Origin of the sequence: Desulfovibrio sp. (assembly GCF_034006445.1) — a bacterium.
In the GTDB taxonomy this organism is placed as follows: Bacteria; Desulfobacterota; Desulfovibrionia; order Desulfovibrionales; family Desulfovibrionaceae; genus Desulfovibrio.
The window spans coordinates 56,549-76,932 of the sequence record NZ_JAVESS010000007.1; the positions used below are offsets into that span (position 1 = coordinate 56,549).

Annotated in this window: 17 protein-coding genes; 13 read left to right on the plus strand and 4 right to left on the minus strand. The window is 59.1% G+C overall.

Annotation, left to right across the window (positions count from 1 at the left end; translation table 11 throughout):
* Positions 1 to 21 precede the first annotated feature (21 nt).
* The 4 genes from RBR41_RS08405 to tolQ all read right to left on the minus strand — a co-directional run bounded on the left by RBR41_RS08405 (position 22) and on the right by tolQ (position 4,219).
* Entirely contained in the window at positions 22 to 1,314 is a 1,293-nt protein-coding gene (locus tag RBR41_RS08405; RefSeq protein ID WP_320352136.1) for a TonB C-terminal domain-containing protein, read from the minus strand.
* Positions 1,315 to 2,092: 778 nt separating this feature from the next.
* A complete protein-coding gene (locus RBR41_RS08410; RefSeq protein WP_320352137.1) occupies positions 2,093 to 3,055 on the minus strand; it encodes a cell envelope integrity protein TolA in 963 nt (320 codons plus the stop codon).
* A gap of 8 nt (positions 3,056 to 3,063) precedes the next feature.
* Positions 3,064 to 3,522: an ExbD/TolR family protein gene (locus tag RBR41_RS08415; RefSeq protein ID WP_320352138.1), complete on the minus strand. Its 459-nt coding sequence runs from the start codon at positions 3,520 to 3,522 to the stop codon at positions 3,064 to 3,066.
* Position 3,523: 1 nt separating this feature from the next.
* Positions 3,524 to 4,219: a protein TolQ gene (tolQ, locus tag RBR41_RS08420; RefSeq protein WP_320352139.1), complete on the minus strand. Its 696-nt coding sequence runs from the start codon at positions 4,217 to 4,219 to the stop codon at positions 3,524 to 3,526.
* A 723-nt stretch (positions 4,220 to 4,942) separates the two neighbouring features.
* Here tolQ and RBR41_RS08425 point away from each other — a divergent pair.
* The 13 genes from RBR41_RS08425 to RBR41_RS08485 all read left to right on the plus strand — a co-directional run bounded on the left by RBR41_RS08425 (position 4,943) and on the right by RBR41_RS08485 (position 20,166).
* On the plus strand, positions 4,943 to 6,526 hold the full coding sequence (locus RBR41_RS08425) for a TolC family protein (RefSeq protein ID WP_320352140.1): 1,584 nt from the start codon (positions 4,943 to 4,945) through the stop codon (positions 6,524 to 6,526).
* A gap of 39 nt (positions 6,527 to 6,565) precedes the next feature.
* Positions 6,566 to 8,224, plus strand: a complete 1,659-nt coding sequence (locus RBR41_RS08430; RefSeq protein ID WP_320352141.1) for a ribonuclease J — start codon at positions 6,566 to 6,568, stop codon at positions 8,222 to 8,224.
* Positions 8,225 to 8,576: 352 nt separating this feature from the next.
* Positions 8,577 to 8,837, plus strand: a complete 261-nt coding sequence (locus RBR41_RS08435) for a hypothetical protein (RefSeq protein WP_320352142.1) — start codon at positions 8,577 to 8,579, stop codon at positions 8,835 to 8,837.
* 524 nt (positions 8,838 to 9,361) lie between these two features.
* On the plus strand, positions 9,362 to 10,525 hold the full coding sequence (gene hflK / locus RBR41_RS08440; RefSeq protein WP_320352143.1) for an FtsH protease activity modulator HflK: 1,164 nt from the start codon (positions 9,362 to 9,364) through the stop codon (positions 10,523 to 10,525).
* Complete coding sequence (hflC, locus tag RBR41_RS08445) at positions 10,525 to 11,373, plus strand: protease modulator HflC (RefSeq protein WP_179981083.1); 849 nt, start codon at positions 10,525 to 10,527, stop codon at positions 11,371 to 11,373. Before hflK ends, hflC begins: the two co-directional genes overlap by 1 nt.
* A 35-nt stretch (positions 11,374 to 11,408) precedes the next feature.
* On the plus strand, positions 11,409 to 12,101 hold the full coding sequence (locus tag RBR41_RS08450; protein ID WP_320352144.1) for a helix-turn-helix domain-containing protein: 693 nt from the start codon (positions 11,409 to 11,411) through the stop codon (positions 12,099 to 12,101).
* An 80-nt stretch (positions 12,102 to 12,181) separates the two neighbouring features.
* Positions 12,182 to 13,387 (plus strand): lytic murein transglycosylase, encoded by a 1,206-nt coding sequence (locus RBR41_RS08455; RefSeq protein ID WP_320352145.1) that lies wholly within the window; start codon positions 12,182 to 12,184, stop codon positions 13,385 to 13,387.
* 597 nt (positions 13,388 to 13,984) lie between these two features.
* Positions 13,985 to 14,641: an HDIG domain-containing metalloprotein gene (locus tag RBR41_RS08460; protein ID WP_413785143.1), complete on the plus strand. Its 657-nt coding sequence runs from the start codon at positions 13,985 to 13,987 to the stop codon at positions 14,639 to 14,641.
* Complete coding sequence (locus tag RBR41_RS08465) at positions 14,604 to 15,518, plus strand: D-alanine--D-alanine ligase (protein WP_320352147.1); 915 nt, start codon at positions 14,604 to 14,606, stop codon at positions 15,516 to 15,518. Before RBR41_RS08460 ends, RBR41_RS08465 begins: the two co-directional genes overlap by 38 nt.
* Before the next feature lie 182 nt (positions 15,519 to 15,700).
* Positions 15,701 to 16,636: a DMT family transporter gene (locus RBR41_RS08470; RefSeq protein WP_320352148.1), complete on the plus strand. Its 936-nt coding sequence runs from the start codon at positions 15,701 to 15,703 to the stop codon at positions 16,634 to 16,636.
* Positions 16,637 to 17,066: 430 nt separating this feature from the next.
* Positions 17,067 to 18,059: a MoxR family ATPase gene (locus RBR41_RS08475; RefSeq protein WP_320352149.1), complete on the plus strand. Its 993-nt coding sequence runs from the start codon at positions 17,067 to 17,069 to the stop codon at positions 18,057 to 18,059.
* A 3-nt stretch (positions 18,060 to 18,062) separates the two neighbouring features.
* Positions 18,063 to 19,682, plus strand: coding sequence for a DUF2201 family putative metallopeptidase (locus RBR41_RS08480; protein ID WP_320352150.1), 1,620 nt, complete (start codon positions 18,063 to 18,065; stop codon positions 19,680 to 19,682).
* Positions 19,672 to 20,166, plus strand: coding sequence for a hypothetical protein (locus RBR41_RS08485; protein ID WP_320352151.1), 495 nt, complete (start codon positions 19,672 to 19,674; stop codon positions 20,164 to 20,166). Before RBR41_RS08480 ends, RBR41_RS08485 begins: the two co-directional genes overlap by 11 nt.
* Positions 20,167 to 20,384 lie beyond the last annotated feature (218 nt).

Consider the following 20,384-nt stretch of genomic DNA (forward strand, 5'->3'; position numbering starts at 1 on the left):
AGTCCTTGTTGCATCGGCGCGCTAACGGCGCACCAGAGTAAGAGTTATATCCAGCGTTGCGTCAAGCCCTGCAGGAGGCGGCGGTATGCTGCCAACCTTGGCAATGCCTTTGTGCACGAAGGAATCAAGCATTTTGTCGCCGCTGTTTTCAATAAGGGCGGCATCCTCAATGGCCCCTGTCTTGGGGTTCACCTTCAGACGCACCGTAGGATAATAGGTACCGGGCGGGGTTTCAACCGGTATGATGATGGATTTGGCAAGCTGTTGTTTCACAGCGACAAAATACGTGCTGTAATTTTTGCCGTATTTGTACTGGGCTTTGATTTTCGAGCCATAAAGTCTTTTTGCATCCGGGGCAGGAGTGGATGTGGCCGGGGCCGGGGCTACGCTGCGGCCTGCGGGCCCTGCGACCTCGCTTGTGGCGGCGGACGGCTGCGCCCCTGCGTCGGGAAGGGGCGGCAGGGGCGTTGGCGCGATGGTCAGGGGAGATGCCTGCACTTGCGCAGAAGGGGCGCTTGTTGCCGCACCTGCAGCGTCCTTGTCCTGATCCCTGCCCTGATCCTTGCCCTGTTCGCTGTCCTGGGCCCTGGCCTGATCCTTTTTCGCCTGCGAGTTCCCAAGGCTTACCTTGGCCGGGGTGCTGTCCTGGCTACGGCCTGCCAGTGGCGCTGCCTTTTCGTCGGTTTTTACGGCCTTGCCGCCCGAGCGATCTTTGGCGGGCGGAGCCGGGGCCACAACCGTGGGCCTGATAGCGGGCAGATCCTTGCCAGTGGCCTTGGCGGCCTCTTCTGCCCGTTGGCGCGCGCGCTCTTCCGCGCCAGCGGCCATGTTGTCGCTCATGGCGGCCTCGGCCTTGACGCGGGCCTGCTCCTCAAGGCGCAGCGATTCCGCATCATCCGGTATCTGGTTGCGCGTCTTGCCCTTGGGAGTGCCTGTCCAAAAGGACAAATGCACTTCCAGCGGTTTTTCATACGGCGTTCTGCCAAAGGAGCCGATCTGGCGCACCGCGCCGCAGGCGGAACTGTCCAGGGCTTCCATGCCCGAGGGGCGCAGCGGGGTGCAGTTCAGCACATGGCCCTGGCCGTCAAGCCCCACTTTCAGCAGAACCTGAAAGTCGCCTTTCAGGGCCGGGGGCGGGGCCCAGATGTCCACTATCTTATCAAGCATCTTCCCGGTATAGCCGCCGGAAGCGTCCGCCGTGGCCATGGCCGCAGCAAAGGCCCCCGTGGCCGTAAGGCTCAGGGTCAGCATGCCAAGAAGCTGAAACAGTCTGCGGGAAAAATAGAGAAGCGACGTGCGCTGCGCGGATGGCATGGTAACCCCCTGTAGGCACAGAATAGCCCGTATGTTAAAACGGACGTCTCGTATGGGCGTCCATTGTGAAGAAACAATCCATCTGACAATCCTGAACAGAGAGGGCGGCGCAAAGCCTCCTTGCCTGTCCGTGTGCGAATGGCGTTCGCGCCAGGGCGTCAAACAGCGTGTTGCTTGAGCGTTGCACCATTGTAATCTGCTGTAATTTGCCGCTCTTGTCCACTGCTACAGCCAGAGCAGGGTACCTTTGAGCTGCCCTGCAATGCAATTTGTCATTCTGCCGAAAGATGCGATTCTTGGCAGAATCCGTGCCACGGTATGCCGCGCTGCATTTTCGTGCAGCGATAGAGCACGTATCCTTTAGAGCATTTAACACTTGAAATGCTCGCGTACGGCAGGCAAAAGCCCGCCTACTCGCATTTCGTGGCAAGGATTTTCAGAAAAATCCTTGCAGAGCATTTAACTCATTTCATTCGTAAACTGCTCTAGTAAAGGAGATGCCCTGGCAGGCACGTGCGCCACACGGAGTGCGCCGATGTGAAAGCCAGTGGGCACGCACCTTTTCATGGGCTCCCCGCTGGTTTTGAACGTGACCAGGGAGGGCGCGTCTTCTGAAGCTTTTTGGGCATCGGGCGGCATCTTGGGAGATGCCGCGTGATGAAGCCGGCAGGAACACGAGGCCCGGCATATACGGTTTATGAACCAGAGCGCGTAATGCCGCCACACGCGAAAGCGGCATTACGGCCTCAGATCCCTTGGGGGCATGGTTCTGCTGGTGTTATCTGCCCATCAGTTCGTCATAGGTGAACACAAGGTCCATGTCGCCGTATTCCGCGGAAGGCGGGGCAGGGAAGTCCCCGCTCTGGCTGGTGCGGATGATGGCGTTCACCGTGGAGGCGTCAAACTGGGAGTTGCCGGAGCTTTGCGAAATGACGGGCTGCTGCAGCATCTTGCCCTGCATGTCCACGCGCACGTGCACGACGCAACTCAGGTTTCTGCGACTTGCCGAGGTAAAGCCCCAGTTGGGCCGCACAGCCAGCATGACCTGCCCCTGATAGACATCGCCAAGTCCGCCGCCGCCAGGGCCCGACCCTTCGCCGCCGCCGCCGCCGCGATGCCCGCCTGCCCGTTTCTGGGCCTGGGCAAGGGCCTGCTCAACGGCATTGCCCCTGTCGCCGGAATCAGCGCGGGACGTGGCGTTACGCTTGGCCTGCTGCAGGGCCGCAGCCACCGGATCTTCCGCTGACTTCTGGGGGCCTTTCTTGTCGTCTTTTTTGGCAGGTTCCGGTTTTTTCTGTTCCTTGGACTTGTCAGTTTCCTTGGGTTTGTCCGGTTCCTTGGGCTTGTTTTCTTTTTTGGCGGCCACAGGGGTCGCGTCGTGCTTGGGCTCGGGCTTGGGTTCCGGTTTTGGTTCCGGCTTGGGCTCTGGCTTTTTGACCGGGGCCACATCGGGCTTGGGTGGCGGCGTCACGGGAGAAGGCTGTTTTACTTCAACCCTTTCCGGAGCGGCAACTTCTGCCTTGGGCGCAGGCGGAGTGGGCGCAAGAGGCCCGTCGCCCGGCGCGCCCATATGTCCGAGAATGGGAGAAGGCGTACGGTTGCCGCCAGGCGCGCCCTCCACCAGGCTGATCATGACAGGAGGCGCGTCAAGCCGGACAGGCGGTGGGCTGGGCCAGAACCATATGAGCAGAAAAGCCGCCAGGTGCAGGCACAGGGAAAGAACATACGAGGCCAGACGCATACAAAAACCTACTTCGGGGCACGGGCAGGAGCGGTTTTGCCGCCCTTGGCCGGAGCTTGATCGGGCTGTTCGGCGATGACGCCGAGCTTTTCAATGCCGACGGCCTTGATATGTCCCATAACTTCCACCACAGTGCCGTAAGGTACGGCCTTGTCTGCCTGAAGGAAGAGCGTTTTATTTTTTTCTTTGACCAGGCGTTGCAGGTAGCCTTCAAGGTCTTCCATATTGTCCACGCCGTATTCATCCAGGTAGATCTTGCCGTCGTTGCGCACGGTAAGCACCATATGATCGGCTTCAGTGGGCAGCACTTCAACCTGCGTGGTCTGGGGCAAATCAACCTCGAGCCCCTGGCTCATCATGGGCGTTGCCACCATAAAAATGATGAGCAGCACCAGCATGACGTCCACAAAGGGCGTGACGTTGATATCCGAAACGAATTTGTTGCCGCCTCCGACGTTGGCTCCCATGCTACATCTCCGTGGCGCCGGTGCGCTGCACGGGCCGGTGGGCATTGAGTTCGCGCTGTACGCGGTTCAGGAAGACGCCCGCAAAGTTCACCAGCAGCGTATCCACCTGAGAGAGCTTGCCCATAAAGATGTTGAAGCCGATGGTGGCGGGCACGGCCACAGCGAGGCCAATGGCGGTGGCGACCAGGGCTTCGGAAATGCCGGGGGCCACGGTGGCCAGCGAGGCGGATTTGAGCATGCCGATGGAGTGGAAGGAGCTCATGATGCCCCAAACCGTGCCGAACAGGCCGATAAAGGGCGCGGTATTGGCCGTGGTGGCCAAAAGCGAGAGCGAGCGCTGCAAGCGCGCCAGTTCGCTGCCCACACCCTGACGCAGGGCGCGGCGGACGTTGTCCACCACAACTTCGCTGCTGTTGCCAAGCTCCTTGGAGCGGTTGAATTCCAGCACCCCCTGGTGCGCTATATAGTAGAGGGGGGATGCGGGATCAGCGCCCAGAGACTGCACGGCTTCACGCAGGTTGGGGGCTTTTTCAAACCCTTCCGTGCCGTTAAGCGCCTTGTTGTTGGCGGCGCTGAGCGAAAAAAATTTCTGGATCATCAGGCCCCAGCTGATAATGGACATAACGACCAGAAGAGCCAGCACCGCCTTGGCCACCAGGCTCGCCTGGGCAATCATTGAAAAGAAACTGAATTCCATGAAGTTCTCCATAAGTGCGCAGCAGCCGTGTTTGTCACAAATCGCCGCAAGTAGTGCCGGAACGCAGGGCGCAAAAAAACGCCGGTCATGACAGCAGCGCCGTCACAGCCGCATAAGGCTCTGGCGGAGAATGCAACGAGTGGGGCAAAGTTTCAAGATTTTTTTTAGACCTTTTGCCCCTGGCCAGCTTTCGGCGGGGTTTTTAGCCCTGCGCCGGAACGGAATGCACCTGTCCGGGCGGTTCGTCAAGTCCAATCATTGGCGCCTGCGGGGTATGCGCCCGAGCGGCGCGGTGTTGGACAGCCATGCGTGCGCCATACTTACGTCATTTGCTGCGCCATTACATGTGGCGTTACGTGCGCCAGTACATGCGCCATTACATGCGCCAGTACATGCGGCAGTACATGCGGCAGTCACGCGTGCCGCCTGCAGGCGCTGCTTACGCGCAGCCGCCTTGTCCGTCGCCGCTTTTGCCTGAAAAAACAGGACGTGCCGTCGGCAGCGCGTACCTGGGGGCCTGAATGCCGCCAGTTTTCGTGAGGCCCGCTGCGCCGCGCTCACTGTCAATAGTATAGGAAGAAGTTATTTTGGCAAGCCGGGTGAAAATAAGCCAGGACTGCGCCGTACAGTGGAGGATTTCGCCCGGCGGCATGAAATATTTTATATTTATTTTTTTCATTGTGTCCTATATGCTTGGGCGCGTATTGCCGAGCCAGCCGGGTCATGCCTGACTGGCCAGAGCGTCACGTCAAGGGTGTGCCGGGCCGTATTGCCAATGACGTTTGTGCGTTGTATGCAGGCAATGCAAGAGCCACCATCCCCATACGCCGCTTTCAGGGCGCGTGCCACCTCTCAATTACGGCGGTTTCAGTGATTCGCTCGTCCATCCTTTTTCTTGCCCTTGCGGTGATCTTTTTTTGCTCTCCCTCCATTGCGGCACAGCGCGGTACGGGGCCTGGGGCTGCTGTTCCCCTTTTTCAGGGGCAGCGCAGCCTTGGGCAGCAGGACGGAACAACGCCAGGTGGAGCAACGGCAGGCACGGGAAAAAACGATGGCAGGGGGCTGCGCATCACCATGCCCGATGCCGTGAACCGCTCTCTGGAGTTTAACCCCAGTCTCGGTTCGCAGGAGGCGCAGGGGCGTTCGTCGGAAGAAAGCCGCAAGTCCGCGCGCGGGGCTTTTGGCCCCAGGCTTGGCATGACCTATTCAACGGCCAAGCAGGAAAGGAAGAGCAATCCTTCCACGGTCAAGCCGCCAAATATGGGCTCGTACAGCTGGGGCGTGGAAATTTCACAGCCGGTGTTTCAGGGCTTCAAGCTGCTGGCGAACTACCAGAAGGCCGCCCTCCAGGCCGACAGCGACAAGGCTGCCCTGCGTAATGCCGAACTGTCCATGACGGAACAGGTGCAGGCGCAGTTTCTGAATCTTTTGCGCTATGAAGAGAGCGTGCGCAGCGAGCGTGACGCCCTGGCACGGCTGCGTGATCAGTTGCGCATTACCACGGCCTTTTTTGACGTGGGGCTGCGCCCCAGGCTGGATGTGCTGCAGGCCGAAGTAGACGTGTACCAGGCGGAAAATTCGGTCATCATCGCTGAAAACAACCGTGAGACCAGCTATGCGCTGCTGAACACGCTGCTGGGGCTTCCGGCCACCGCGCAGGTAAACTACACGGGCCAGCTTGCCCACGTGCCTTTTTCACGGTCGCTGGAGCAATGCCTTGAGGCTGCCTACCGCCAGCGCCCTGATCTGTATATGGCCGCCAAGTCGGTGGAAATTGCCGGCAAAAACCAGCAGGCGGTACAGAGCGACTATTATCCGCAGGTAGAGGGCTATTATAATGTAACCCAGAGCGGCAACACGCCCGATCTGCAAAAGGACGGCAGCAACGGCTCGCGTTCGCAGACCTGGGAGGTGGGCGCGCGCGCCACCTGGAATGTTTTTCAGTGGGGCACTACCTATTACGCTGACAAGGAAGCCGGATGGCTTGTCACCAAGATGCGCTATGAGGCGGAAAATCTCAAGCTCAGCGTGGGGTATGACATCAAGTCCAAGCTGCTGGCCGTGCGCGAAGCAGAAAAACGCATTAACGTGGCGGAAAAAACCGTGGAGCAGGCCACCGAGGCCTACCATGTGGCCTTGGCCCGCTACCAGGAACAGGTGGGCACCAACTTTGACGTACTGGACGCATCGTCCAAGCTCACCACGGCCCAGGCAGCCCTGACGGGAGCCAAGGCCGACTATCTTACTGCCCTGTCGCAATTGTATGTGGCCATGGGCGAATTTCAACCGGACCTTATGAGGCGTTGACCCGGATGCCTGGAGCGCCCAAGCACAAGCGAAAGAGGAATGAAAGAATCCTACCTTACCATTACGCCCCTGGGGGGCCTTGGGGAAATCGGCCTTAACTGTCAGTTGTGGGAAACCGCAGGCGGCGTGGTCATGGTTGACTGCGGCCTTATGTTTCCTGACGACGCCCATCTGGGCGTGGACGTGGTTATTCCCCATTTTGGCGCAGTCAGCGCCATAAAAGATAAATTGCTCGGCATTGTGCTCACGCACGGGCACGAAGATCATATCGGGGCTCTGCCCTGGCTTTTGCCCGAACTCAAGGGCACGCGCATCTTTGGTTCGCGTTTTACCCTTGCCCTTGTGGAACACAAACTGCGCGAGCGTGAAATTCTCGACTGGGCGGAACTGTGCCCTGTGGACGCGCAGACGGTTCTGCCCCTGGGCGATCTGACCTTCCATTTTTTCCCGGTCTGTCACTCCATCCCCGAAGGCTTTGGCCTGGGGGTGGAAACGCCCGTAGGGCGCGTCGTCCATAGCGGCGACTTCAAGATTGATCCGCATCCTCTTGACAGCACGGGCACGGACCTTGGCGTTTTTCGCGATTTCGTCGGGCCGCAGGGCGCGCGCCTTCTGCTTTCGGACTCCACCAACGTCATGCGTGAGGGGCATTCCCTCACGGAACGGGAAGTGAAGGACTCGCTGGAAAAGATTTTTGCCAGGGCGGAAGGACGCATCGTCATAACGCTTTTTTCAAGTCATATCCAGAGGATACAGGAAGTATTCGACCTTGCGCGCGAATTCGGGCGCACTGTGGTCATCAGCGGAAAATCCCTGGCCAACAATATAGAGATGGCCCGCGATCTTGGCATCGCCAAGCTGCCCCCGTCGTTTTTCAACGCCCACAACGGCGTGCCCGACCTGCCTGACAACGAGCAGGTGCTTGTGGTCACGGGCGCGCAGGGTGAACCCATGTCGGCCTTGTCGCGCATGGTGCTTGGCGGCCACCGCCAGCTTGAGATCCGCAAGGGCGATACCGTGGTCATGAGTTCGCGCATGATTCCGGGCAATGCCAAGGCCGTGTCCAAGCTCATCAATGAGATGTACCGCATGGGCGCGGAAGTGCTGTACGAAAGCGTCCACGCCATACACGCATCGGGCCACGCCCAGCGCGAAGAACTGCGGGCAATGTTCGAGGCCGTGCGCCCCGAGCTTTTTGTGCCCGTGCACGGCGAGTACCAGCACCTTGTTAAGCATGGCCGCCTGGCTGTGGAGTGTGGCGTCAAGGAAGAGAACGTCATTCTTCTGGAAGACGGGCTGCCCCTGACCCTGCTTGAGGATTCGTTCAGGCTGGAGCAGAAGGTGTCCGTGGAGTGTACGCTCGTGGACGGCAAGGGCGTTGGCGATGTGGGCTACGCAGTGTTGCGTGAGCGCCGCATCCTCGGCGATGAGGGCATGGTTATCGTTGTGCTGGTGGTGGATTCGGAAACCGGCAGCGTGCTGCACGGGCCGGAGATTATTTCCAAGGGATTCGTGTTCGAGCAGCACTACAGCCATTTGCTTGAAGACGCCAAATGCCTTGTGCTTGACGAAATTGAGGCGGCCCGTCCCGGACAGCTCAACCGCATGCAGGAGGGCATACGCTCGTCACTGCGCCGGTTCTTCCGCCGCATACTTGAGCGCGATCCTGTGGTGGTGGCCATTATCAGCGAAGTTTAAGGAAACACTGATTAAAGAGCCTTCTGGAAGCGCGCTGGTATTTCCTTTGGCAAGGCGCGGGCAGACCGGGAAATTTCGGGTTTTGCCTTCGGCCCCTGCGGGGCAGGGCAGGGGTTCTGACGCGTCCTTGAACGATGCCCCGCCCCCTGCGCAGGCCGGGCTGGGGCGTCTGCCGGAATTCGTCGGGAATTCGTCGGGAATCCGTATTGTCCGGCGCGGGTTTGGGGTGGGGGCTGTTCGTCCTTGTTCAGAAGCATGCCGGATTTTTCGTGTGGCATGCCGTAACGGCATGGATATTGCTTTTTTCATGACAAGAAATTGGCGGCGGTAAAAACTGCCGCGAGGAGTTGTCATGAACAAGGCAATCGAGGCTGCCAGGCTTCCCTATATTATGCTGTGCACCGCTCTTGTGGCTTGTGGGCTGTTTTTTGGCACACAGCTCTGGCAGGAGGGCGGGGGGCAGAAAGTTAGGGATGGTCTGCTGTATGCTCCCGGTTTTGTCGTCAAAGCTGAGGTGGTGGATGTGATGCGGGTTGTGCCCTTTGCCGGAGCCAGGCTGCGCAGCCCAAGCGTTGATGCCGATACGGGGTTTGTGGTGCAACTGGCACATTGACGCTACGCGCATTGCGACATTGTCTCTGCGGGCAGAACACCCGGCGCGCCTTGCGGTATGTAACCGCAGCGCCGCGCGGGTGGGTCTGGCCGCCTTTTTGCGGGCATTGGCCGCGCTGGCGACAGCCAGAAATGACGCAAATTTTGGCAGGCCAATGATTTTTGCATAAAATACGCAAAAATTTTTTAAAATATTGCGAATGCAACATCAGGATTTGATGATTTCGTATACCTTGCAGTTATGGAATGCCCGATTTTTTGAACTGCAAACGTGAGCTTTACGGTGTGAATCAAGGGTGAACGCAAAGGGTTACAGGATTGCCTAGCAAATAACTAGGTGGTCTTGACGAAGAAAGATCTATACCTTATCCAGTATGCACTTGTTTACGCAACTGGCACGGTGTTCTTGACCGCACAGCATTCATGCCCTATTTTTACCACTTCACACCATACTAAAACGTGGGTGTTTCCTGGCTCCAAAAAGTCGGGAATACGCTGCGATGTAAAAAAAGGTAAAACTCCGTCATGAATTGGGATTGGGATAAGCTACAGGAAAAGCGGCAGCGGCAGCAGGGAGGCAATCCTCCCCCCCGACCACAACGAGAGACAGAATCTGAAGATGAAGGGCAGGAACGCCAGCAAGCCCCCAAGGCAAAGCGTTCGCCGTTTAATAGACCCGGCGGAGGGGACGAAAACCCCTTCAAGAAGCTTTCGCAGTTACGGTTCGCCAATGGGAAAGGGTTTTTGCTTGTTGGGCTTGGAGTGGTGGTTCTTTGGCTGCTCTCAGGCATCTACATAATCAATCCGGATGAAGAGGGCGTTGTGCTGCGGTTTGGCAAATATAACCGCACAGAAGGCCCCGGGCCGCACTATGCGCTGCCCGTGCCCATTGAAAGTGTATACAAGCCTCAGGTAACACAGGTGCTCCGCAGTGAGGTCGGGTTCCGCTCCGTGGGGCAGTCCGCGACCTTCCAGCAGGGGCAGGTGCGCACCGTTTCGGAAGAAGCGTCCATGCTCACCGGGGATGAAAATATCGTCAACGTCCAGTTCAGCGTGCAGTACAAGATTGACGATCCGGTTCAGTATCTTTTTAATGTCAGCGCTCCCACTGCCCTCGTCCGCAACGCCGCCGAGGCGGCCATGCGCGAGGTTATCGGCAACAGCCTGATCGATTCGGCCATCACCGACGGCAAGCTGAAGATCCAGAGCGAAGCCACACAGCTGTTGCAGACGATTCTTAACCGTTACGGAGCGGGTATTCAGGTGCTGGCCGTGCAGCTGCAGGACGTGCACCCCCCGCAGGAAGTTATTGACGCATTCAAGGATGTGGCCAGCGCACGAGAGGACAAAAGCCGCATCATCAATGAGGCTGAAGCCTACCGCAACGAACTTCTGCCCAAGGCACGGGGTCAGGCGGCGGCCATGCTCAACGAGGCGGAAGCCTACCAGGCCACGCGCGTGCGCAACGCCGAAGGTGAAGCCGCCCGCTTTGAAGCCCTGAGCGCGGAGCACAGCAAGGCTCCCAAGGTTACGGAACAGCGCCTTTATTATGAAGCAATGGAAGATATTCTTGCCAACGCGGACGAAAAGGTGCTTATGGACGGCCCTGCTGCATCGCGGGCCCTGCCTTACCTGACCTTGCCCGGATTGAGCGCGCCTGCTGCCCCCAGGGTTTTGGAGAAGAAGTGATGCGTAATAATTCTTTGACAATAGTGATACTGTTGCTGGTTGTTGCGGTTGTTGGCAGTCAATGCTTTTTTACTGTGCATCAGACGCAAACAGCCCTGGTGCTGCAGCTGGGTGAACCCCTGAACAAGGTGTATGAACCCGGACTGCATTTCAAGATGCCTTTTATCCAGAATGTGGTGTACTTCGACTCGCGGGTGCTGGACTACGAAGCCCGCTCGCGTGAGGCCTTTACGGTAGATAAAAAAGCCATTGTGCTTGATAACTACGCCCGCTGGAAGATTATTAACCCTTTGCAGTTTTATCGTACCATGCGCACCATCCCTGGCGCGCAAGCACGACTTGACGACGTTGTTTACTCCCAGTTGCGGGCCCTGGTGGGCGCATACACGCTTACAGAAGTTGTATCATCCCACCGTGCGGCCATCATGAAGGAAGTGACAAACAAAGTTTCAGCCCTGATGCACAGTTACGGTGTCGAAGTGCTGGACGTGCGCATTAAGCGCACAGATCTGCCGCCGGAAAACCAGCGTGCCATCTTTGGACGCATGCGGGCCGAGCGTGAACGCCAGGCCAAGCAGTACCGCTCTGAAGGTGAGGAAGAATCCACGCGCATCCGGTCTGATGCAGACCGCCAGCGCGCTGTCATTCTGGCTGAAGCTGCGCGAGAAGCGCAGATAACGCGAGGCACGGGCGATGCCAAAGCCGCCTCTGTCTACGCACAATCCTATAACAAGGCTCCCCAGTTTTATGCGTACCAACGCTGGCTGGAAGCCATGCGAAAATCTCTCAAGGAGAACAGCAAGATGGTGCTGGCCAACGAAGCGCCTCTTCTTAATCCTCAACATTGATGACGCGGTTTCGCCGCGTTACGGAGTTCAAGACCATGCCTGCCTTTGCAGAAATATACGAACGTATCAAGCTGGCGACAAACAGCCGCACTCAGGTCGAATTAGCCGAAGTGCTGGATATACGTCAGTCGAGCATCTCCGATGCCAAACGACGCAATTCAGTGCCTGGCGACTGGTTTATGAAACTGTTTGAAAAGTTCGGGCTAAACCCCGACTGGCTCAAACAGGGCATAGGCCCCATGTACCTGCGTACCGAACAGGGCTATATGCCGCAGGACGCCCCTGCCTCCCTTGCTGAAAGTGCCGCCCACTACGGCGATACACTAGCCAGAGGAATAGTGGTTTCCATCCATCAGATGCGCTCTGATTACAGCGATGACCAGCCACGGCCATCCCTGGACATAGCGGGCAAGATATCCCTGCCGCATTCGTTTACACGCGACGGACTTTGCGTGTTGCGCATGCGTGGAACCAACATGATCCCCACGGTGATGCCCGACGCTCTTCTTGGAGTGGACACCCTGGATAAAGACGTGATTTCGGGGCGCATATACGCGCTTTTCGCACCCAATGAGGGCGTGATCCTGCGGCGTGTGTTCCTGAATGGCTCCCAGGACGGCTATATACTACGCTCTGATTCGTCGGACTTTCCTGAAACTGCACTCACGCCGGACCTGCTGGCCAAGCGTCTGTTGGGCCGGGTGACATGGATTTTTCAGGAACTATAAAAATGCGCCTGAGCCCGGTTGGTGACGTGGCTTTGCCTTTGATCAGGACTGCCTGGCTGGTCTGTTGTCTGACGTGCTGTATGCTTGCGGCTGCCTGTGGCGGCGCGCACACCGAGCCCGTGACCCCCTCAGACCAGGCCAGCCCGGCACCTGCGGGATATGGCAACACCACTGCCACTGACCTTCAGGTGGGCCTTGTGCCGGGCGTTTCGCAAAGCGGCGATGCCGCTGTGACGCCTTCAGGCCAAACTCTGCAACCTCCGTCCGGCAGCCCAGCCGGACAGAGCCTTGAAGGGCTCCCCCTCGTGTGGCAGCCGCTGGCCCAGCGGCTTGCCGCTGAGGGGCTTCCGGGCCCCAGGGTGAACGCCCTGTTGGCTACCCTCGCGCCCGTACCCAGCCAGTCTCCCATGGGGCGCAAAATGCTTGAGCTGTATAAAAGCCGCTTCATGCCCAAGCCGCCCTCCGTCACGCCTCCGACCATGCAATATTACAAGGGCGTCGTTACCGAACAGAACGCGCGCCTGTGCCGTGAATTTGTGGCCGAGCACAAGCTGGCCTTCAGCCAGGCCCAGACCAGGTTTGGGGTGCCTTCGTCTGTGGCGGTGGCCCTGCTGTTTGTGGAGACGCGCCTTGGCAAGGTGCTTGCCGATGTGCCCGAAAATGCGCTGTTCACCTTGGCGAGCATGGCGGTAAGCCGCCAGCCTGACGATATCAGCCAATGGCTGCCGCGCATGCCGGGCTATGAAGAGCATCTGCCCTGGTTTGAAGAAACCATGCCCAAGCGCGCCGACTGGGCCTATAAGGAAGTGCGCGCCCTTGTGACCCATATTTTGCGGGATGATCTGGACCCCAGGTATTTGCCGAGTTCCATTTACGGGGCCGTGGGGCTTTGCCAGTTCATGCCTTCCAATATCGCGGCGTATGGTGCGGATGGCGACGGAGACGGCAAGGTGGATCTCTTTCACGTGCCTGACGCCGTGGCCAGCTTGTCCAACTACCTTGCGCGGCATGGCTGGAAGCCGGGCATAAACCGCGCCCAGCAGCACAAAGTGCTCATGGCCTACAATAAATCGGTGGTCTACGCCAACACCATTCTGGCCCTGGCAGACCTTGTTGCCAAGCCTGCGGCTCCCGCCAAAACCGACGGCCCCGGCAAACCGGAAAAAACCGCTCAAAAGGCCAAGGTCACCAACAGCAACTCCGCAGGACAAGGCGGAAAATCCCCGCCCAAGGGCAAGGCTCCATCCGGCGGCGTGCCGTCGGGCGGCCAGAAAACACCCCGCTAACTGCGAGCTGCTGCCTGAACGGCCGCCTTTCGCGACTTGCCCGGACATGTTGATTCCTGCATGCATGGCCCTCTGAAGGCGTGTCGTCCTGAAACCTTCCCTCACCGGCGGACGCCAGGGCAGGCAAGGCGGTAAAAGAGAGCAGCGCCAAAGTGCACAGAACCGTCGTTTGCTCGCGCAGGCACGCGTCGCAAAGGGCGTGACATAGTATCAAAAAACTTATATTCTCGAGGGTGACGCGCTTCACGGGCGTCAGTTTGTCTCAAGAAATTCTTTTATCAGCCGATAGACAAGATATGGGGCTTTGCCCCATGCGTGGCTGCCTGTTCCGTCAACAGGAACATTTCTGGAACGTGTTGTTTGCAGAAATGCCAAAGTCACGACGCCGGGCTGTGCCCGGCTCAGGCCCGTTCATTCACCGTAGCGTCGGCGCAAGCTGGCATGGCGCATGAAGTGGGTATTTGCGGTAGTGTGCCCGCAAATCGTCCGGCGTTCTTACGAGCGCCGGACGCACGTTTTGGGGCTGGCGTGCGTAAGAAGCGCATGTTCCTCGCAGCTTTTCTTGCCATCGCGCCCCTCGGGTGGCATACTTTCGACATGAAGTGCTCAACGCGGTCTGACTCCTGCACGGCAGGGACGCCACGTCCTCTGGCCGATCTTCCACGGTTGCCCGGCCTGGGGCGTCAGGTGAACGCTGTTCCCGGTGACGAAGCCTGTTTCGCCCTTTGGGACAAATACGACATGCTGCCCAATATCCGGCAGCATTCTTTGCTGGTGGCCCATATTGCCACGTCTCTGGCTGCCAGGGCAGCGGAACTGGGCTTTGGCGTCAATGTGGACGAGGTGCGCGCCGGGGGCTTGCTGCACGACATAGCCAAGACCTATTGCGTGCGCCATGGCGGCAGCCATGCCCAGGTGGGCGCGGCCTGGACTGTGGCTGAAACCGGCAATTACGCCATCGCTCAGGGCGTTATGATGCATGTCTGGTGGCCGTGGCCGCTCCCGGAAGGAAGCGCCATCTGCGCCCTGCCTTTTTTCGTGATGTATGCTGACAAAAGGGTCAGGCATGATGCCTGCGTCAGCCTGGAAGAGCGGTACGATGACCTGCTGGGCCGCTATGGTCACAGCGAGGCTGCCCGTGAAGGAATTTACGCCGCCTTCCGTCAGGGGAAAAATATTGAAAGCGCGCTTTCGGCGCAGTTGGGGTGGACTCTGTATGAAGATTCTTTTGATTGCGGGCGGCTGGTCCCCTGAACGTCAGGTTTCACTGAACGGCGCACGGGCCATGGTTCCGGCCCTGGAAGCGCGCGGTCATCAAGTCACCTTTTTTGACCTTCTTGCCGACTTCGACCACTTGCTGGATGAAGCCCAGAAGCATGATTTCGCCCTCATCAACCTGCACGGTGCTCCTGGCGAAGACGGCCTTGTGCAGGCCATGCTGGAGCGTGTGGGCTGTCCCTATCAGGGTTCCGACCCTGCGGGTTCTTTTCTGGCGCTCAACAAGTGCGCCGCCAAGCAACTGTTCCGCGTGGCGGGCCTGCCCACGGCCGACTGGGAATTTGTGCCCGTGCCGCCCGAAAAGGACTGGCAGCCGAGCCTGCCGTATCCTCTTTTTGTCAAAAGCAATACCGGCGGCTCGTCCCTGCGGCTTGGCCGCGCCGCCAACCGCGCCGAGCTTGACGACGTCATGGGGCAGATATTCGCTGCCGGTGAAGAGGTCATTATGGAGCCGGTGCTGCACGGCAAGGAAGTGACGTGCGGCATCCTGGGCGAGGAGCCTCTGCCCCCCATTCTTATCGAGCCTGTGGCTGGCGATTTTTTCGACTACGAAAGCAAGTACGCCCAGGACGGCGCGCGCGAAATATGCCCGGCGCCCATCGGCGACGAGATTACGGGGCGCGTGCAGGAGATGACCCTGGCCGCGCACAGGGTGCTTGGGCTCAGGGGCTACAGCCGTGCCGACTTCATCCTTGGCCCGGATGGAAGTCTTACGCTTCTGGAGGTCAATACGCTGCCCGGCATGACCGCGACCAGCCTTGTGCCGCGTGAAGCCAGAACCATCGGACTGGATTTTGGCCAGTTGCTTGAGTGTCTTATAAATCTGGGTATGGCGGACTGCGGCAAAAAATAGTTTTTGAGAGCAGCTTTTGCAGGCAGCCGTATTGCCTGCCTGGGGATATGGCAAGAAAGTATGGCACTGACCGGCCCGCCACGGTATACCGTGGCGGGCTGTGATTTCCCTGACGCAGACGGGCTGTGCAACGGCAGACAGCAGCGCCTTTATGACGGGTATCCTCCAACAGTTACGGTCCTATGTCTGATAGTAAAAAACTGCCCGGCCATCTGGCGGCCCTGTTCTGCACGCTTGTATGGGGTACCACGTTCATTTCCACCAAGGTGCTGCTGCGTGACTTCAACCCCATCGAGATACTTTTTTTCCGTTTTGCCCTGGGGTTTGCGGCCCTGTGGCTGGCTTGCCCCCATGCCCTGCGGCTTACGGAACGCAAGCAGGAATGGCTGTTTGCCGGGGCCGGGCTTGCGGGTGTAACGCTGTATTTTCTGCTGGAAAATATCGCCCTTACTCACACGTTCGCATCCAATGTGGGCGTTATTGTGGCCGTGTCGCCATTTTTTACGGCCTTGCTGTCCTTCTGGCTGCTCAAGGCTGAAAAACCTGGCCTCAACTTTTTCCTCGGCTTCGCGGCGGCCATTGCGGGTATCGGCCTCATAAGCTTCAGCGGCAGCACGCAGTTGCAGCTGAACCCCCTTGGAGACCTGCTGGCTGTGCTGGCTGGCCTGGCCTGGTCGTTTTACTCCATACTTACCCGCAAGATTCTGGCCCTTGGCTACAAAAGTCTTCAAGTGACACGGCGCTGCTTTTTCTACGGCCTGCTGTTCATGCTTCCCTGTCTGCCCATCATGAATTTTCACTGGAATCTCGCGCGGTTTGGCGCTTTTGTGAACTGGAGCAACGTGGTCTTTCTGGGCCTTGGCGCATCGGCCTTCTGCTTTGTGGCCTGGACGTTCGCCATCAAGCGGCTGGGTGCCGTGCAAAGCAGCGTATATATCTATCTTGTGCCGGTGGTGACGGTCATTACCGCCGCCCTCATACTGCAGGAACGCATCACCTGGATGGCGGCATTGGGCACCGCCCTGACCCTGGCCGGTCTCGTGGTGTCCGAAATACGGCAGTTCGGCGTGCGAAGAAAAGCCGAAGCCCTGCAACGCCGGGGGCAGGGCAGTAGTTAGTGCAGTGCAAAAGTTGTGCGGGCCTGGCCGGCCAGGCCGGGGCAGGCACTGTGTTTTTGTGGGGGAGGGACTGCTTGCCCGCATCGGTGGTTATTTGAAATACTTTGTGGGGGAGGGACCCTTTTGCAAAAGGGTCTCCTCCCCCACGCCCCCACCCCCTAAAACTCTTATCATATCCTAATATATTACACAGAGTTTGCTGATATTGAGCGGTGCGGTTAGTGGCAGCGTTGTCCAAGCATCGCACCATTTTACTAGATATCTGCTTTGGCGCGGCGTCAGCAGCGAGGCAAAGGGCTGGCTTTCGCTGCCGATGGACGGTTATCCGTAAGCGTGCTGTTGTCGCAGTTGTGCGACATTGACATTCATTTTCATATGGGGCAGTGTGCAGGCATTCTAACCCTCTGCCTGAAATGCACACAGGATTATCATGACGCCTTCGCAAATAGTCTCAGCCCTGAACTCTCTTCTTTCCATCCGGCAGCCGGTCTTCATATGGGGCGCGCCGGGGGTCGGCAAAAGCCAGATAGTCGCCCAGGTTGCCCAGGCCAGGGGGCTGGCCCTGCGCGACATCCGCGCCGTACTGCTGGATCCTGTGGATCTGCGCGGGTTGCCGCGCATCACCGAGCAGGGGCTTTCGGTATGGTGCCCACCGGCCTTTCTGCCCACGCCTTCGGACCCGCAGGAGGGCATCATTTTTCTGGATGAACTCAACGCCGCGCCCCCCCTGGTGCAGGCCGCCTGCTACCAGCTCATCCTTGATCGCGCCATTGGGGAGTACCGCCTGCCCGACGGCTGGTCCATCGTGGCGGCGGGCAACAGGGAAAAGGACAAGGCCGTATCGTACCGCATGCCCTCGGCCCTGGCCAACCGTCTTGTGCATCTGGAGTGCGACGCCCATCTGGACGACTGGCTCTCCTGGGCGCAGGGGGCGGGCATTCGCGCGGAGGTTTGCGCGTTTTTGCGCTTTCGGCCCCGCCTGTTGCACGATTTTGACCCCCTGAAAGCGGAAAAGGCCTTTGCCTCGCCGCGCTCCTGGGAGTTTGTATCGCGCATTCTGGACGCCCGGCCCCATGCCGATGTGGAGTACGAGCTGTTTCAGGGCACGGTGGGTTCTGCTGGCGCTGCGGAGTTTATGGGCTTTCTTTCCGTATGGCGCGAACTGCCCACGGTGGATGAGGTGCTGTCCTCTCCGGCTTCGGCCATGGTTCCGCTGGAGCCTGCCGCCCTTTACGCCATGTGTGAAGCCTTGAGCCTCAGGGCCAGCGCAGAAACCATAGAAGCGCTGACGGCCTATGCCGAGCGCCTGCCCTCGGAGTTCGGCGTGCTGCTCATGCGCGACGCCGTTTGCCAGGATACGGATCTCGTGCATACCGAGGCCTTTTCACGCTGGGCCGAAAAAAATGCCGAAGTGCTGATGTAGGCCATGAAGAAAAACGTCAGTGCCGTAAGCCCTGCGTGCGGGCCTGCACCCGTCGCTGCCGGGCAGGACGCGAGCTCTCCCGCTACCGCCGTGTCATATGCTAACGCTCCCGCTGCCGGGCAGGACGCGAGCTCTCCCGCCGCTGCCGGGCCAGGGGCGAGCGCTTCCGATGTCGGGCCGGGGGCGAGCGCTCCCGCCGAGACCGGGCCGGGCGCGCTCTTGCGCAAGGCGGAGCTGGCCATGAAAAAAGCCAGGACAGCCCTTGTGCTGGATCACCCTTTTTTCGGCTCCCTGGCTCTGCGCCTGCGCTTCAAGCAGGATACGGCCTGCGCCGACATGTGGACGGACGGCAAGAGCCTGGGCTTCAATCCCGCATACGCGGCCACCTTGCCAGAGGCCAAACTTGTGGCGGCCCAGGCCCATGAAGTGATGCATCTGGCCTTTGGGCACCATCTGCGCCGTAAAAGCCGCGAAGAAAAATTGTGGAACCGCGCCTGCGATCTGGCCATAAACCATATCCTGCTTGAAGCGGGCTTTGACCTGCCCGAGGGCTTTGCGCACGACCCAACCTACGCGGGCATGTCTGCGGATGATATTTATGAGGCCCTGGCGGCCCTTCAGGAAAGCGCCTCCAAAGGCGAGGCCGACAATGATTCCGCCCGTGCCGACGGCGAGGATGAAGCGGGCGCGGGGGCCATGAATTTTGACGGCGGCAAGGAATTGGGCGGCAAAAGCGCCGCGCGCTCTCAGGGCGGCAAAAAAGAGAACCCAGGGCAGGATGGAGAAGATCAGGCCCAGGCCGGAACAAAGGCAGCAAAGAACAAAAAACAGGGAGCCCCGGTAAAAGGGGAGGGCAAAACCTCCTTTACCGGCGAGGTGCGCGACCATCCCGATCTGCAGGGGCTGGAGAACGATCACGCCCTGAAGCTGATGGAGCAGGAGGCCGACGTGGCCCTTTCGCAAGCGGTGCAGCGGGCCAAACACATGGGCAGCCTGCCTGCGGGCTTCACGCGGCTGCTCAAAAAGGAGCGCCGTCCGGAACTGGACTGGCGCGAACTCTTGCGGCGTTTTCTTGAGCAGTGCGCGGACAATGATTATGCGTGGTCCACCCCCAACAGGCGCTATCTGTACCAGCACATCTATCTGCCAGCCCGGCGCGAGGCGCGTCTGCCCCATGTGGTTCTGGCGGTGGACTGCTCCGGATCCGTGGATGAAGCGGCCCTGTCGCTGTTCTGCTCCGAGCTGTTTTCCGTGCTGGATGCCTTTGACACCACGCTCACCGTACTGTTTCACGATACAAAGATTCAGGGCGAAATGACCTTTGACCGCATGAGCATGCCCTCAAGCCTGACGCCCGTTGGCGGCGGCGGCACGGATTACCGCCCCGTCTGCGCGCATATTGAGGAGCGGCAATTGCGGCCCACCTGCCTTGTGTGGTTTACGGACCTTGAATGCAGCCGTTTTCCTGATGAACCGGACTACCCCGTCTTGTGGGTGTGCAGTGAATCCCGGCCCGACGCGCCGCCTTTTGGCGAGCTTGTAACGCTGACGGGGCAAGCGTCCCGTTTGCCGGGCCAACTACCGGGCGCGCCAGTGCCCTTGCGAGCAAATCATGCAGATTGAATGGAAAATAACCAAGAAACGCGGGAACCTGCGGCCTGTTCTCAGTTACTGCGTTCACCTTGAAGATCACGAAAAGGCCCTGGCTCTGCCCGTGGTGAGCATTGTTTCGCGCATTCCCAAACCCGAGGAAGACAGGCAGGACTATTGCTATCCCGGTTTGCTGGAGCGTGCCGCCAACTACAGCCCCCAAAACTTTCATGTGCTGGAAGCCCCCTCGCACAAGGGACATGCCTGGACGCGCACCTTGCTGCTCCCCTGGCGTGAAGACAACAGCTACCCCGAAGTGGAGGCTTCTTTCGAGCTTTTACGTCAGGCCATGGAAGAAGTTTTGCGGGGCGCATACAACAGTGAGCCTATGGAGCTTGCGGGCAGCGTTCGCACCTCGTCCGGGGCCAAGGCAACGATCGCGCCCGGCGTACTGGGGGAAAAGTTTTTGCGTATCGCGGCCAGGGCTGCTGCGCAGAGGGAGAGCGCCGCTTTCTAGAGCAAGTTCTCTTTGAAATTGCTCTGGCGGATGCGGGAGCAGACGCCCGCCGTAGAGGCGTAAGCGCAGCTTCAGGCGCTGCATGAAAATGCGGAGCGCGCAGCATGACGTAAATTTCAGGCATCCGTGGCCTGATCGTGTTCAGCCCGCTCACGCAGGCTGAAAATAAGCCCGCGCAAGAGACATCTCTTTACGCGGGCTTTTTACGCGGGTTTTTA